This is a genomic window from Chitinivorax sp. PXF-14 (assembly GCF_040812015.1).
Lineage (GTDB): Bacteria > Pseudomonadota > Gammaproteobacteria > Burkholderiales > SCOH01 > JBFNXJ01.
The window spans coordinates 1-12,866 of sequence record NZ_JBFNXJ010000007.1 but is presented as its reverse complement, the minus strand read 5'-3'; the positions used below and the strand labels follow the sequence as shown (position 1 = coordinate 12,866).

Annotated in this window: 13 protein-coding genes; 6 read left to right on the top strand and 7 right to left on the bottom strand. The window is 64.1% G+C overall.

The genetic code is table 11. The features are described from left to right. Positions 1-27: 27 nt before the first annotated feature. Positions 28-1,749, top strand: a complete 1,722-nt coding sequence (locus tag ABWL39_RS10170) for a diguanylate cyclase (protein WP_367790028.1) — start codon at positions 28-30, stop codon at positions 1,747-1,749. Positions 1,750-1,756: 7 nt separating this feature from the next. Here the strand turns inward: ABWL39_RS10170 and ABWL39_RS10165 are convergent, their stop codons facing one another. Beyond that, positions 1,757-2,635: a LysR substrate-binding domain-containing protein gene (locus tag ABWL39_RS10165; RefSeq protein ID WP_367790025.1), complete on the bottom strand. Its 879-nt coding sequence runs from the start codon at positions 2,633-2,635 to the stop codon at positions 1,757-1,759. Positions 2,636-2,751: 116 nt separating this feature from the next. Here ABWL39_RS10165 and ABWL39_RS10160 point away from each other — a divergent pair, with 116 nt between their 5' ends. From ABWL39_RS10160 to ABWL39_RS10145, 4 genes are all read left to right on the top strand, one after another. Then, complete coding sequence (locus tag ABWL39_RS10160; RefSeq protein ID WP_367790021.1) at positions 2,752-3,906, top strand: methionine aminotransferase; 1,155 nt, start codon at positions 2,752-2,754, stop codon at positions 3,904-3,906. A 5-nt stretch (positions 3,907-3,911) separates the two neighbouring features. Next, positions 3,912-4,730, top strand: a complete 819-nt coding sequence (locus tag ABWL39_RS10155) for a carbon-nitrogen hydrolase family protein (RefSeq protein ID WP_367790018.1) — start codon at positions 3,912-3,914, stop codon at positions 4,728-4,730. Between the two features lie 37 nt (positions 4,731-4,767). Beyond that, complete coding sequence (locus ABWL39_RS10150; protein ID WP_367790016.1) at positions 4,768-5,544, top strand: transporter substrate-binding domain-containing protein; 777 nt, start codon at positions 4,768-4,770, stop codon at positions 5,542-5,544. Positions 5,545-5,891: 347 nt separating this feature from the next. After that, positions 5,892-6,503 carry a hypothetical protein gene (locus ABWL39_RS10145; RefSeq protein WP_367790013.1) on the top strand — a complete coding sequence of 204 codons (612 nt, stop codon included), beginning with the start codon at positions 5,892-5,894 and terminating at the stop codon, positions 6,501-6,503. Positions 6,504-6,560: 57 nt separating this feature from the next. On the opposite strand, the gene ABWL39_RS10140 is transcribed toward ABWL39_RS10145, so the two are convergent. From ABWL39_RS10140 to ABWL39_RS10115, 6 genes are all read right to left on the bottom strand, one after another. Next, complete coding sequence (locus ABWL39_RS10140) at positions 6,561-8,042, bottom strand: glycoside hydrolase family 13 protein (protein WP_367790010.1); 1,482 nt, start codon at positions 8,040-8,042, stop codon at positions 6,561-6,563. Between the two features lie 90 nt (positions 8,043-8,132). Beyond that, positions 8,133-8,774 (bottom strand): chalcone isomerase family protein, encoded by a 642-nt coding sequence (locus ABWL39_RS10135; RefSeq protein ID WP_367790007.1) that lies wholly within the window; start codon positions 8,772-8,774, stop codon positions 8,133-8,135. A gap of 215 nt (positions 8,775-8,989) precedes the next feature. Beyond that, on the bottom strand, positions 8,990-9,913 hold the full coding sequence (gene ylqF / locus ABWL39_RS10130; protein WP_367790004.1) for a ribosome biogenesis GTPase YlqF: 924 nt from the start codon (positions 9,911-9,913) through the stop codon (positions 8,990-8,992). Between the two features lie 61 nt (positions 9,914-9,974). Further along, positions 9,975-10,325: a hypothetical protein gene (locus ABWL39_RS10125; protein WP_367790001.1), complete on the bottom strand. Its 351-nt coding sequence runs from the start codon at positions 10,323-10,325 to the stop codon at positions 9,975-9,977. A 67-nt stretch (positions 10,326-10,392) separates the two neighbouring features. Then, positions 10,393-10,767, bottom strand: a complete 375-nt coding sequence (locus ABWL39_RS10120; protein WP_367789998.1) for a nuclear transport factor 2 family protein — start codon at positions 10,765-10,767, stop codon at positions 10,393-10,395. 199 nt (positions 10,768-10,966) lie between these two features. Beyond that, positions 10,967-11,494 (bottom strand): GIY-YIG nuclease family protein, encoded by a 528-nt coding sequence (locus ABWL39_RS10115; protein WP_367789995.1) that lies wholly within the window; start codon positions 11,492-11,494, stop codon positions 10,967-10,969. Positions 11,495-12,008: 514 nt separating this feature from the next. Here ABWL39_RS10115 and ABWL39_RS10110 point away from each other — a divergent pair. Further along, entirely contained in the window at positions 12,009-12,827 is an 819-nt protein-coding gene (locus ABWL39_RS10110; RefSeq protein ID WP_367789992.1) for a hypothetical protein, read from the top strand. The last annotated feature ends 39 nt before the right edge of the window (positions 12,828-12,866 follow it).

Here is a 12,866-nt window from a genome sequence, read left to right as displayed (position 1 = left end):
GCCGGATCGCCCGAAAGCACCGTTACCATGACCATTTCCCGTGTCGAAGCCGTATCACGCCGTGCGCTGCTGGCTGGCCTGACTGGGTTGCTGCTGGTTTGCGCCGATGCCGTCTGGCTCTACCGCAGCCTCGAACAACTGGTTGCCGCGCAGACGCCGGTCACCCATACCATGGAGCTGCAACGGCTGCTTGGACAGCTGACCGAACAGCTGCTGCAGGCCGAGGCCGGCCAGCGCGGCTATCTGCTGACCGGCAAGGCCGACTACCTGCGGCCTTACCATGCCGCCGTTGACGGCGTTGATGGCACCCAGGCCAGCCTGCGCGACCAGTTGGCCGGCCGGCCCGAGCAACTGGCGCGGCTCAGGCGCCTGGGCGAGCTGGTGACGCGCCGCCTGACCGAGCTCGACCAGACCGTGCTGCTGCGCGCCGAGGGCGGCGTGCGCGAGGCCATGAGCATGGTGCAGACCGATATCGGCAAGCAGGAGATGGACCAGATCACGGCGCTGATCGCCACCATGCGCACCACTGAGAACAGCCGGCTCAACGAGCGCGCCACGCGTCAGGTACAGGCGGTGCGCAGCGCGGAATGGACCTTCGGCATCGCGACGCTGATGAACCTGCTGCTGCTGGGCCTGATCTACAGCGTGGTGCGGCGGGCCTTGCGGCAACAGGCCCATGCCGAGATCGAGCTGAAGGAGCGCAACGAGGCGCTGTCCACCGCGCTGGAAGCCAGCGACTGGCACGGCTGCCACGTGGCGGTGCTGTCCGAGCTCGGACGGCTGCTGCAGGCCAGCGCCTCGCTCGACGAGGCCATCGCGCTGCTCAAGCACTACCTGCCGCGCCTGTTCGGGGCCGAGTCCGGCGCGCTGTACCTGCTCGATGCCTCGCTGAGCCACCTTGGCCTCGCCTGCAACTGGGGTGGGCCACAGCCGTCGCGCATGTTCCCGCCCGGCGACTGCTGGGCGCTGCGCCGCGGCCAGCCGTATGCCTATGCCGGCGGCCCCGATGCGCTGTGCTGCAACCATCTCGACGCCCAGACCACGCCGCCAGGCTCGACCTGCCTGCCGCTCAACGCGCAAGGCGAGATGATCGGCCTGCTGCACCTGGCGCCGTCGCAGCATGGCCAGGAAGAAGCGCGCTTCCAGCAGTTCGTACTGATGGCGCTCGAACAGATCGCGCTGTCGATCGCCAACCTGCGGCTGCGCGACACGCTGCGGCAGCAGTCGATCCGCGATCCGCTGACCGGCCTGTTCAATCGCCGCTACCTCGAAGAGGCGCTGCGCCGCGAGCTGATCGTCGCTGCGCGCCGGCGTGAGGATGGCGAGCCCGCCAGCGTGGCCGTGGTGATGCTCGACATCGACCACTTCAAGCGCTTCAACGACACCCACGGCCACGATGCGGGCGACGCGGTGCTCCGCGAGGTGGCCCAGGCGCTCAAGCGCCACGCGCGCCAGAGCGACTTCGTGAGCCGCTACGGCGGCGAGGAGTTCACGCTGGTGCTGCCCAACACCACGCTGGCGATTGCGACGCAACGCATCGAGCGCATCCGCGAGAGCGTCGCCTCGCTCGAACTCAGCTACCACGGCAAGGAGCTCGGCGGCGTCACCATCTCGCTCGGGCTGGCGGTCTTTCCCGAGCATGGCGAGCTGCCCGACCAGTTGTTGCAGCTGGCCGATGCCGCCCTGTACGAGGCCAAGCATGCCGGGCGCAACCGCCATGCCGTGGCCGGTGCGCCGGAAGGCGGCTGACGGGGCGTCAGCGGGCCTTGCCGCGAAACCACTCCCACATCAGCTTTGCCTCGCTGCGCAGCTCCGCCCTGGCCGGGTAGCGCAGCGCATAGCGGTAGCCGGTTTCCTGCACCAGCCCGAACGGCGCGATCAGCGCGCCGCTGGCGAGATCGTCGGCGACCAGCGTGACATCACCGATGGCAATGCCGATGCCCTGGCTCGCGGCCTGCACCGCCATGTCCAGCGTGTCGAATAGCTGGCCTGAGTCGGCCCGGTGCGGGTCGTCGCGCGCGGCGGCGAGCCACAGATGCCAGTCGCGGCGGTCGCGCGACGGGTGCAGCAGCGGGTAGGCGGCCAGATCGGCGGTTGCGCCCAGCGGCTTGCCGATGCGCGTGAGCAGGCCCGGCGCACAGACCGGCGTCAGCTTCTCGCGCACCAGTAGCAGCTCATCCTCGCGCGCCGGTGCGTTGCCGAACACCACGGCAAGGTCGAAGCCCTCGGCGTCGAAATTCACACCATGCTCGCGCACCGTCGTCACCTCCACGTCGATATCGGGGTAATCCTCGCGAAACGCCATTACCAGCGGCATCAGCCAGCGCGAGATGCAGGTCGGCGCCTTGAGCCGCACCACATTGCGCACGCCGTCGGCCGCGTCGAGGCCCTTGGCGAGCTGCGCGAAGGCCTGGGCAATATGCGGCAGCAGCGCCTTGCCCTGGGCGGTGAGCGTGACGCGGCGCACCTGGCGGTGGAACAGCGTGTAGCCGAGCGCCGCCTCGAGCTGCGCGATCTGGCGGCTCACGGCGCCCTGCGTCAGGCACAGCTCGTCGGCTGCCTTGGTGAAGCTCAGGTGGCGGCCGGCGACTTCGAATATCTGCAGCGCGTGCAGGGAAGGCAGGCGACGTGTCATCGAGAGGCTTCATGCATGAGTTTGTGTAATGTATCGAATGACGATAAATCGTTTGTTCGGCCATTGCAACAGGCGCACATTGCTCGCCAGACCAGCAGCCAACAGCGGAGCGAGACATGCAGTCGCAAGCCACCATCCAGTCCAAGTTGCCCAATGTCGGCACGACCATCTTCACGGTGATCGGCCAGCTGGCCGCCAGGCACGATGCCATCAACCTGTCGCAGGGCGCGCCGAACTTCCCGTGCTCGCCGCAGCTGGTCGAGCTGGTGGCCAAGGCGATGCGCGAGGGCCACAACCAGTATTCGCCGATGGCCGGTGTGCTGGCCTTGCGCGAGGCGGTGGCGGCCAAGGTCGAGACGCTGTACGGCACGCGCTACGACCCGGCCAGCGAAGTCACCATCATGGCCAGCGCGAGCGAGGGCCTGTTCTCGGCGGTGACGGCGCTGGTCCATCGCGGTGACGAGGTGATCTTCTTCGAGCCGTCCTTCGACAGCTATGCGCCGATGATCGAGCTGCAGGGCGCCAGGCCGGTGCCGCTGAAGCTCGCTCCGCCGTCCTTCGACATCGACTGGCAGGCCGTGCGCGCCGCGATCACGCCCCGCACGCGGATGATCCTGCTCAACAGCCCGCACAATCCGACCGGCCGCATCCTGAGCGACGCCGACATCGCCGCGTTGAAAGACATCGTGCGCGGCACCGACATCATCATCCTGTCCGACGAGGTGTACGAGCACGTCACCTTCGATGGCGCGATCCACCACAGCATGAGCCGCCACCCGGAGCTGGCCGAGCGCAGCGTCGTCGTCGCCTCGTTCGGCAAGACCTTCCACGTCACCGGCTGGCGCATCGGCCATTGCCTGGCGCCGGCCGCGCTGATGGACGAGATCCGCAAGGTGCACCAGTTCGCGGTGTTCGCCGCCGACACGCCGATGCAGCATGCGCTGGCCGAATTCATGGCCGACCCGGGCCACTATCTCGGGCTGTCCGACTTCTACCAGCGCAAGCGCGACCTGCTGGCCGCTTACCTGAAAGAGTCGCGGCTAGAGCTGCTGCCGAGCCATGGCGGCTTCTTCATCACCGCCCGATACGACGCGATCCGCGACGAGCCGGACAGCGATTTCGTACAGCGGCTGATCCGCGACCACGGCGTGGCGACGATCCCGGTGTCGGCGTTCTACAGCGACGGCACCGACCACCGGCTGATCCGCCTGAGCTTTGCCAAGGACGACGACACGCTGAAGCGCGGCGCGGCGCGGCTGTGCGAGCTGTAACCGCCATGACGACGACACCCGCCAGCCACCGCGTCGCCGCCATCCAGATGGTTTCCGGCGACAGCCTGCAAGCCAATCTGGACGCGGCTTCCCGCCTCGTCGCAGAGGCCGCCTGGCGCGGCGCGCAGCTTGTCGCGCTGCCCGAATATTTCTACCTGATGCCGGCCGACGAGCCGCGCAGGGTCGCACTGGCCGAGCCATTCGGCGACGGCCCGATACAGCGCCACCTTACCGGCCTGGCGCGTACCCATCGCGTCTGGCTGATCGGCGGCACCGTGCCGCTGCAGAGCTTGGCGCCGGGCAGGATATACAACAGCAGCCTGCTGTTCGACCCGCAGGGCGAGTGCGCGGCGCGCTACGACAAGGTGCACCTGTTCGGCTTCCACCATGGCGAGCAGCATTACGACGAGGCAGCGACGATGTGCGCGGGCCGCGAGCCGGTCGTCGCCAGCACGCCGCTCGGGCGGCTCAAGCTGTCGGTCTGCTACGACCTGCGCTTTCCCGAGTTCTACCGCCTGCCGCCCGCGCCCGAGCTGATCGCCGCGCCGGCCGCGTTCACCCGTACCACCGGCGAGGCGCACTGGGAGCTGCTGCTGCGCGCCCGCGCGGTCGAGAACCTCGCCTACGTGATCGCCGCCGGGCAGGGGGGCGAGCATCCGGGTGGCAAGCAGACATTTGGACACAGCATGATCGTGGACCCGTGGGGCAAGGTCCTTGACTGTGTGGCGTCGGGTGAGGGCATCGCGCTCGCCGACATCGATCTTGCCCTGCAAGCCGAGCTGCGGTGCCGCCTGCCGGCGCTGTCGCACCGGGTATTTCCATAACGACGCTGCTTTGATTGACGACTCTGGAGAGAAACGCATGAAGACCCTGAAATTGCTGGCGCTTGCCGCCGTCGTTGGCTGTTCCGTTCAAGCGCAGGCCGAGGCCGTGCTCCGCATTGCGACCGATGCCACCTACCCGCCGTTCGAGTTCCAGGGCAAGGACGGCAAGCCGGCGGGCTTCGAGGTCGAGCTGGCGCAGGCCCTGTGCAACGAGATGAAGGCCCGCTGCGAGATCATCGACCAGGCCTGGGACGGGCTGATCCCCGGGCTGCAGGTGAGGAAGTACGACGCGATCATCTCGTCGATGAACATCACCGAGGATCGCCGCAAGGTCGTCGATTTCAGCGACGTCTACTACCACATGAAGAACCGCTTCGTGGCCAGGAAGGGCGCCAATATCGACATCTCCGAGGCCGGCCTCAAGGGCAAGACCATCGCGGTGCAGATCAGCACGCCGCAGGACAAGTTCGTCACCGAGCGTTTCGAAAAGGTCGCCAAGATCACACGCACCGTCAACGCGATGGACCCGATGCTGGAGCTGGGCACTGGGCGCGCCGACCTCACCTTCGGCAATGTGGTGCAGCTGCAGGAGGGCTTCCTCGACAAGGCCGACGGCAAGAACTACGAGTTCACCGGCCCGACCTTCGATGGCCGCCAGAACGGCGTGCTGGGCCTCGGTGTGGCGGTGGCGCTGCGCAAAAACGATGGCGCGCTGAAGGATCGCTTCAACAAGGCGATCGCCGCGGTGAAGCAGAACGGCACGTTCAAGCAGATCGGCGCCAGGTATTTCGCGCCGGGCCAGCTCGACGACTGAGCGCGCGCCACGCAGGCGTATCCGTTCATCTTTGCACACCCGGCCACCGTGGCCGGGTGTTGCTTTTTGAAGGGCGGAAAATCTAATCAATACAATGACTTGATGGCGGGTGCCAGCAGTCGGCGCACGCTGGTGCGCGGGCATTGTCACCGCGGTGTGCCGGCGGGGACTTGCAAGCCGCCATATGCATCGCGCCACGGCGAGTCAAGCATATGAAATATATGCGAAATTTCGAGCTTGTCCTGCCCCCGGGGTTTGCCTAGATAATAGGCAGAACGTAGTGGACGGAGGCTTGCAGGGCGCGACACAGGTCTCGCCCGTGCATCGAAACGACAGGTGGAGGAGCTATGCAGCTAAGAATCGCCGCGGCGCGTGCCGCATTGCTGATGGGGGCGCTAGCCGTGACCCCGCTGTCTGCCGCGCCCTTGCAGGGTGCCACCGATTCCGTCGTATTGCGTATGGATGACAGCACCGAGCTTGGCACGCGGCTGGAGGAGTCGGCCCGCACCGGCAGCCTCGTGCGCGAATTCTCCGAGCGCGTGCGTGGCGCCGATGTCCAGCCTGCCGTGTCGTCCCAGATCAAGCTAGAGCTCGCGCCGGAGGGCACGATGCGCGGCGAGGACGCGGTCAACGAGGTCGGCCGCCAGTATGAGACGGTCGAGATCGCCAGCACGCTGGCGCCGCTCGGCGGGGTCGATCACCTCGTCAGCACCTTTGCCAACCTCTCCGACCGCCGCAATGACGACACCAACCCGGATGACGACCCGCTGTCCGACTGGCCCGCGATCAATCCGGTGCAGGTCATGAGCGTGCTGGTGTTGTGTCTGTTCCTGGCGGCTGGCGTCGTTTACCTGTTCCGCCACTATTCGCGGCCCGTGCACCGTCGCAGCCGCCGCCGGCGCTCGCACCGCCACGGTCCGTCGATGGGCCCGACCGCATCGAACGCCAAGCTGCGCTGAGGCGAGGCGGTCAGTTTGAGCTGACCTGACCTGCGCGGCCCGGCCGATGCTCCCAAGTCAGGGGACGAGATTGCGTTCCTTGTAGAAGCGGAAGCGCTCGTGCGGCTCGAACGGTGTGTATAGCGCCGCGCCCCTGGCCGGCGCCTCCACCCACACGCATCCCCCACCCATCCTGATCGGCTCGCGCGAGTCGTCGAGCCGATCCTGCAGCGGCACGCTGTTGTACAGGTGTGGGTAGGGCACGAACACCAGCTGCCTGAGCGGCTGATCGCCGAGATTCAGCGCCACCAGCGCCACCTCGCCGGGGACATCGGTATGGCGCAGGTAGATCAGCGCGTTGCCATCCTGCCTGTCGCCGAGCATCGTCAGCCTGCCGTGCTGCAGTGCCGGCAGGCTCTGGCGCAGCGCCACGAGCTGCTGCACGAAATCGCGCATCGACCGCTCCCAGCCTGATTCATCCCACACCATCGGGCGGCGGCAGTCGGGGTCGTTGCCACCCTCCATGCCGTTTTCCTCACCGTAGTAGACCAGCGGTATACCCGGCAGCGTGAACTGCGCGGCCATCGCCAGCTGGCGCAGGCGTACGTCGGGGAGGGCGGTTCTGAGCCGCATCGTGTCATGGCTCGACAGCATGAGCCAGGAGTTGAGCGCGCCTTGGTGGCCGTAGCCTTCGTAGTAGTCGCGCATCGCCTGGTTGGCCTGGCGGTGGCCGATGTCGCCGGCGAGCCAGGCCAGCATCGCCTCGCGGAAGTAGTAATTCATCATGCCGGTGTAACCCGTGCCGTCGATCCAGCCGCCGGCATAGCTCATCAGCTCGCCCAGCAGCTCGGCTTGCGGGTAGCGTGGGGCAATCGCCGCGCGGATGCGGCGTGCGGTCTTCAGGCCCAGATCCTGCGCGGTGTCGAAGCGCCAGCCCTGGATGCCCATGTCGAGATAGTGGGCGAGAAAGCTGTCGCGGCCTTTGAACAGCACCTGCTGCAGCGCCTCGTTTTCCAGATTGAGCTCGGCCAGGTATTCGTGCCCCCACCAGCACTGGTGGCGGCCCTGCGCGTCGAAACCGAACCAGTCGCGGTAGGGCTGTTCGCCACGCTGGGCGGCGAGAAACCACGGGTGGCCGTGGTTCACGTGGTTCAGCACCGCATCGAGGATCAGCCCCATGCCGCGCGCCTTGAGCTCGGCGATCAGGCGGCGCAACGTGGCCTCGTCGCCGAACATCGGGTCGATGCGGAAGAAGTCGACCGCGTCGTACTTGTGGTTCGACGGCGCCTCGAAGATCGGCGTGAAATACAGCGTGGTCACGCCGAGCGCCTGCAGGTAATCGAGCTTGTCGATCACGCCTTGCAGGTCGCCGCCGTAAAAGCCCTGGCCGGGGTTGGCCTGCTGCTCGGGTGTGGTGGCGGGCCGCTCGTCCCAGTTCTTGGTGAAATTGCCGGGGCGCTGGTAGGCTGGCTGGGCCAGCTTGCTCGCACTGGTATGCGGCTGGCCGATGGCGAAACGTTCGGGGAATATCTGGTAGACGATCTGGCGGGTAGCGGACATGGTCTTTTCTTCTCGTGGAATGTCCGCACTATAGTCGCCGCCCTCCAGCCACTCCTGACTATTTGTGCGCTGCTGCCGCTGTGGCGCGGCTCATGGCGAGTAGCCCTCGAACACCGAATCGAAGGCGGACGACTGGCGCACCACGCTGCTGCTCGGCTTGGCCGTGGCCGCCAGCAGTGCGTTCTTCAGGTCGTCGGATACCGGGTTCTGGCCAAGCCAGATCTTGAGCACGGCCGGGCCGATGTCGGGGCCGGGGATCATCTCCTCGACCTTGCCGTTGAACACCACGTCCACCGAGCCGTCGCCGCCGACATCGAGCGCCAGCTGGTCGCCCGTCTTGGTATCGCGGATGCGGTCGAACACGCGCTCGAACTGGGCGATGCGCGGCTTCAGGCGGTCGCGCGTGGCGTCATCGGCGTTGAGCTGCATGCCATCGCGGAATGCCGTCAGCAGCACCCTCGATTTCAGGTCACGGCGCAACACTAGCAGCATGCGCTTGGGCGTGGGTGAGCCGATGATCGCGTCGGCATCATGCTTGCCCGCCAGCAGGTAGAGCACGCCGACATAGACGTTGAAGCCCATGGCCGTGCGTATGCCGGCGCCGTTGCGCAGCAGGATTTCACCGCGCACTTTCTGCAGCTCGGGCACTTCGATGCCAGCCAGTTCCAGGGCCGGCGCGGCCATTGCCCATCCTGCAAGCGCCATGCCCGCCAGCCAGTGTTTGATTTTCATGTGTATCCCCGGGGTAAACAGGCGAGCCATCTGTCGCGGCTCGTTTCAGCATAGCAAATGAGCCCGACAGTATCGGCCAAGCAAGCGCCAGAGCGGGAGTGTGGGGAGATGAGCGGAAGATTGGGCCGCACGAGCGGCGGGCCGGGCCGCGCGCGCAAGCGTGCCCGATGCCCATGGCATTGATTTTCCGGGTGAATCGCCAGCCGGTAGCGCGCTTACCCGGCGCTGTCGGTGTCGTCGGTGGCGTCGTCTGCCGGCCTGGCCGGCTTGGCGGCCTCGGCCGCTGCCGCCAGCATGGCCGCGCGGCTCGCCGGCGTTTCGAGGCTGATGCGGCCGAGCACGCCGGTGCGGTAGTCCTTCAGCAAGGCCAGCGCAGCCTTTTCGAGGTCGAGATCGCCGCCCTTGAGGCGGAAGGCGCGGCGTTTGGCGATCGCCTCGATCACGCCGACGCCGTCCAGCCCCTCGGTGGCGATACCGTACTTGCCCGCCAGCAGCGCCGGGTAGTGCCTGAGCAGCAGGTCGCCGAGAAACGCCGCCACCTCGTCGTCGATCACCGCGTTGGTGCCGATGGCATGGCTCGCCGCCAGCATATAGCCGTCGCTGTCATGCGCGATCTTCGGCCACATCAGGCCCGGCGTGTCGATCAGCGTCATGCGCTCGTTGATGTCGAGGCGCTGCACGCTCTTGGTCACCGCCGGCTCGTCGCCGACGGCCGCCACCTTGCGCTTGATCAGCGCATTCATCAGCGTCGATTTGCCGACGTTGGGGATGCCCATGATCATCATCCGCAGCGGCTTCTCCGCCGTGCCGCGATGCGGCGCCAGCGCCTCGCACCAGGCACCGATCTTGGCTACGTCGCCGGGCTTCTTGGCTGACAGCGCCACGGCCTTGATGCCCTTCTGCCCGTTGAGCGCGGTGAGCCACTGCTTGGTGATGTTCGGGTCGGCGATGTCGGCCTTGTTCAGCAGCTTGAGGCACGGCCGCTGGCGGAACACGCGCAGCTCCTCGATCATCGGGTTGCTGCTGGCCTGCGGCAGGCGCGCGTCGACCACCTCGATCACGACATCGACGGCAGCCATCGTCTCGGCGGCCTTCTTGCGCGCCGCATTCATGTGGCCGGGGAACCATTGGATAGGCATGGCGGAATCTTCTACACAATCAGCTTGTTATTGTACGGCCTGTGTCAAGAGGCCGCGCCGCTCAATCGGCCAGCCCTTCGGCGAGCCGCCAGTCGCCACCGCCCAGCACGTCCTGGTAGCGCGCCGCACCGAGGCTGTAATGCAGCTCGCTGCCGGCCGGCGCACCCAGCACGCTCAACGCCTGCCGCAACAGCGGCCGTGCGCGCTCGACATCCTCGACCTCGATGTCGATGCGGTGAAACGCCAGCTCGCGGTGGCCGCCGCGGTTTTCCTCGCCCATCGAGCTGCCCCAGCCGATCACCGCGCCCAGCCCCTGCGCCAGCAGCGCGTCGTCGAGGCCCGCCTGGTAGCGCTGCAGCCCTGCGTCGGTAGCGTTCGCGCTGGGGATTTTGACGTAGATGAATGCGCCCATCGTGCATGTCCTCGCGGCATGTGGAATCGAAACCCGCTCCACCTCGGGTTGGCCCTGCGGGCGCCAGTCAGCCGGCCGCGGCCAGCGTCTTGTCGCCGAACACGAACGAGGCGCTCCGGATCAGCCCCTCGCGCACCTCGTAGATGCACACCAGCTCGATCGTGCCCGGCCCTTCGGGAAAGGTGCGGCTGACCACCTCCTGATCGATCACCATCTGCCCCATCACGCTGCGCTGCACCAGCCGCGCATGCAGATTGGGCTCGGCAAAGCGCGGCTCGCTGCGCCGCCGGATCTGCGCATGGCCCTCGGCCAGCAGAATGCCGGGATGCTCGAACTGGCGCGCGTCCGGCGCATAGGTGGCGAGCCAGGCATCGAGATCGCGTGCATTGTAGGCATCGAGCTGGCGCTGGACGACGGCGGCGGGAGAACTGGAGTCTGGCATGCGGGCTTTCGGTGGCGTCACGGCGGTATGCCGCCACTGTAGCCCGGACGCGGGCAAACATACAGCCCGCGGCGCCAGTGGCGGGGGCTGGTCACACATGGGCTGGCACGCGTGATCGGCTAGCGGTGTGATTGGGTGGAGGAAAGGCTATCGATTACCTGTTGGCTGGGAGTTTCTTAACGCCGGGTCATGTTTCGCGTCAGTTCGAGTTGTAGCCATGCACCCGACTCATGAGAACGTCTTTCCAATATATTTCGCGCTTACCAATATAACCGTCTGATGCGTGAGAGTCGGCGATTTCGAGGATTGAATATTGGAAACGGGAGCAATAATCAATAGGTTTGTTCTTGAGAAGCGCTATCAGCTCCTTGTTGCCGCCATGTCCTGATGTGACATAGCTTGACCATCTTTGCCACAGCCCGCAATCACCCGTGGCACTACCGACGTATAACTTTCCGGTCTCTCTGTCTGTAATCAGGTAGACCCCCTTTATATTTGATAGTGCGCCATACCAAGACTGAATCTGTTGTTCGATAATGAGTTTCAACTTGGAAAAAGACACGCAGACTGAATTGAAGCCGGGAAATTCTTCGACGGACAGTTTTTTCTCTCTTACCTCGGAGATGCTAAATGCGCCGCCATCCGATTTGCCGATTAGATATGATGCTCTTCCTGCTCGTGCGTGCTCAACAATCACACGACCAATCAAGTCATCTTGGCCGGGCATTAGCTTGGTTTCATAAATGACATGATTATCTGATTTCTTTATGCAACCCAGGCCTTGGAAGACCCCAGCAAACAGCCATTTATTCTTTGATAGTTAAATTAGGCCAATGACTATATCGCACGGAAAGTTCATGCGAGTTTGATGTTCCTGCCATTCTTTGAATCTTCCAGCAAAGAATGCTTCAAGAGGTGGGTTCTCATCATTTCCTGTTGCGAGATGAATCTTGTAACTGTCGAGGTCAATTGACACTTTGCATGCAAGCAGGAATTCTGTGAGTTTCAGCATTTTGGTGGCAGACGGAATTTGTGAAACATATTGTGGCTCGCGCCGGCAAGATGAGCAGGCACGGCAGGTTAAAGAGTCGGGTAGGGTGGGCAAGCATTGCCCACACGAAATGTGGACTAGAGTTGCATCGGTTGTCGCGTGGGCAATAAATTGCCCACCCTACTTGGCTCAGGAATGCTAGTAACAACATAATCCAGTGGTGAAAAAAGAGATTTAGGAGGCAGTTGAGATGTCGTTCCTTCCAAAGCAGGTGTCGCACTTGTTCAAGCGACCAGCAATCAGTTTGCTGATAAAAATTGCGCTGGCTATCACGGTAACGGTCTGGCTCTACAGCAATCTACGCGGTGTAAGCCTTACCGACGGCTGGATGTTTCATGAGGCAAAGCGGGGCCCGGTCATTGGCGACCTGGGTGGCGTTCCCGTATCCATTCCGGAGCCTTACGCCCATTTCGTCGAGTACAACGGCGACCCTCAATTCATGGAGCCGCGCAATGGGCCAATACCGGAGCGCACCTACCAGTCCAAACTACGCAGCTTCGGCTTCGAAATTCGTTTTCCGGATATGGCGCCACTGACCCCGCAGACCGAAGCTGACAAGCGAGCCCATTCGATATTCAACACCACTTGGATCAGAGTGAGGGTCGGGTCGGGAGAGCACGGTGCCAAAGCAGGGTATCTAGAGCGGTATTTAGCCACAATTAAAGCTCCCGACACATATCGGCCACCATATATTGACGTGCCAGAAAAAATCTACGGTCTTACCAGCCTGACACCGAAGTTGGCTAACACATCCGGGGGACAGAATGATATGCCTGATGAATTATATGAGGATGTCTTTTACCACCTTAACAAGGATGGACAAATAGACACATTTATCAAGTGCTCAAACGTTCGTCATGCCGCAGCACCATGTACTCAGACATTCAGTCTGGAGCCCTATATGCATGAAGCAACGGTGAACGTTAGCTATCGGCGAGGTCTGCTTAACGAGTGGATGTTGATTCAGTCGTCGGTAACTAACGTTATTTCTCAATTTAGTATTAATTAACACTAATTTTTTATTAATGCAGGGGGTTAGCACTGTGCC

Coding starts and splice junctions, on each gene's coding strand:
- ABWL39_RS10125 (WP_367790001.1), bottom strand. CDS start 10,325: ATGGGCGCATTCATCTACGTCAAAATCCCCAGCGCGAACGCTACCGAC.
- ABWL39_RS10110 (WP_367789992.1), top strand. CDS start 12,009: ATGTCGTTCCTTCCAAAGCAGGTGTCGCACTTGTTCAAGCGACCAGCA.
- ABWL39_RS10145 (WP_367790013.1), top strand. CDS start 5,892: ATGCAGCTAAGAATCGCCGCGGCGCGTGCCGCATTGCTGATGGGGGCG.
- ABWL39_RS10160 (WP_367790021.1), top strand. CDS start 2,752: ATGCAGTCGCAAGCCACCATCCAGTCCAAGTTGCCCAATGTCGGCACG.
- ABWL39_RS10115 (WP_367789995.1), bottom strand. CDS start 11,494: ATGCCCGGCCAAGATGACTTGATTGGTCGTGTGATTGTTGAGCACGCA.
- ylqF (WP_367790004.1), bottom strand. CDS start 9,913: ATGCCTATCCAATGGTTCCCCGGCCACATGAATGCGGCGCGCAAGAAG.
- ABWL39_RS10135 (WP_367790007.1), bottom strand. CDS start 8,774: ATGAAAATCAAACACTGGCTGGCGGGCATGGCGCTTGCAGGATGGGCA.
- ABWL39_RS10165 (WP_367790025.1), bottom strand. CDS start 2,635: ATGACACGTCGCCTGCCTTCCCTGCACGCGCTGCAGATATTCGAAGTC.
- ABWL39_RS10155 (WP_367790018.1), top strand. CDS start 3,912: ATGACGACGACACCCGCCAGCCACCGCGTCGCCGCCATCCAGATGGTT.
- ABWL39_RS10170 (WP_367790028.1), top strand. CDS start 28: ATGACCATTTCCCGTGTCGAAGCCGTATCACGCCGTGCGCTGCTGGCT.
- ABWL39_RS10120 (WP_367789998.1), bottom strand. CDS start 10,767: ATGCCAGACTCCAGTTCTCCCGCCGCCGTCGTCCAGCGCCAGCTCGAT.
- ABWL39_RS10150 (WP_367790016.1), top strand. CDS start 4,768: ATGAAGACCCTGAAATTGCTGGCGCTTGCCGCCGTCGTTGGCTGTTCC.
- ABWL39_RS10140 (WP_367790010.1), bottom strand. CDS start 8,042: ATGTCCGCTACCCGCCAGATCGTCTACCAGATATTCCCCGAACGTTTC.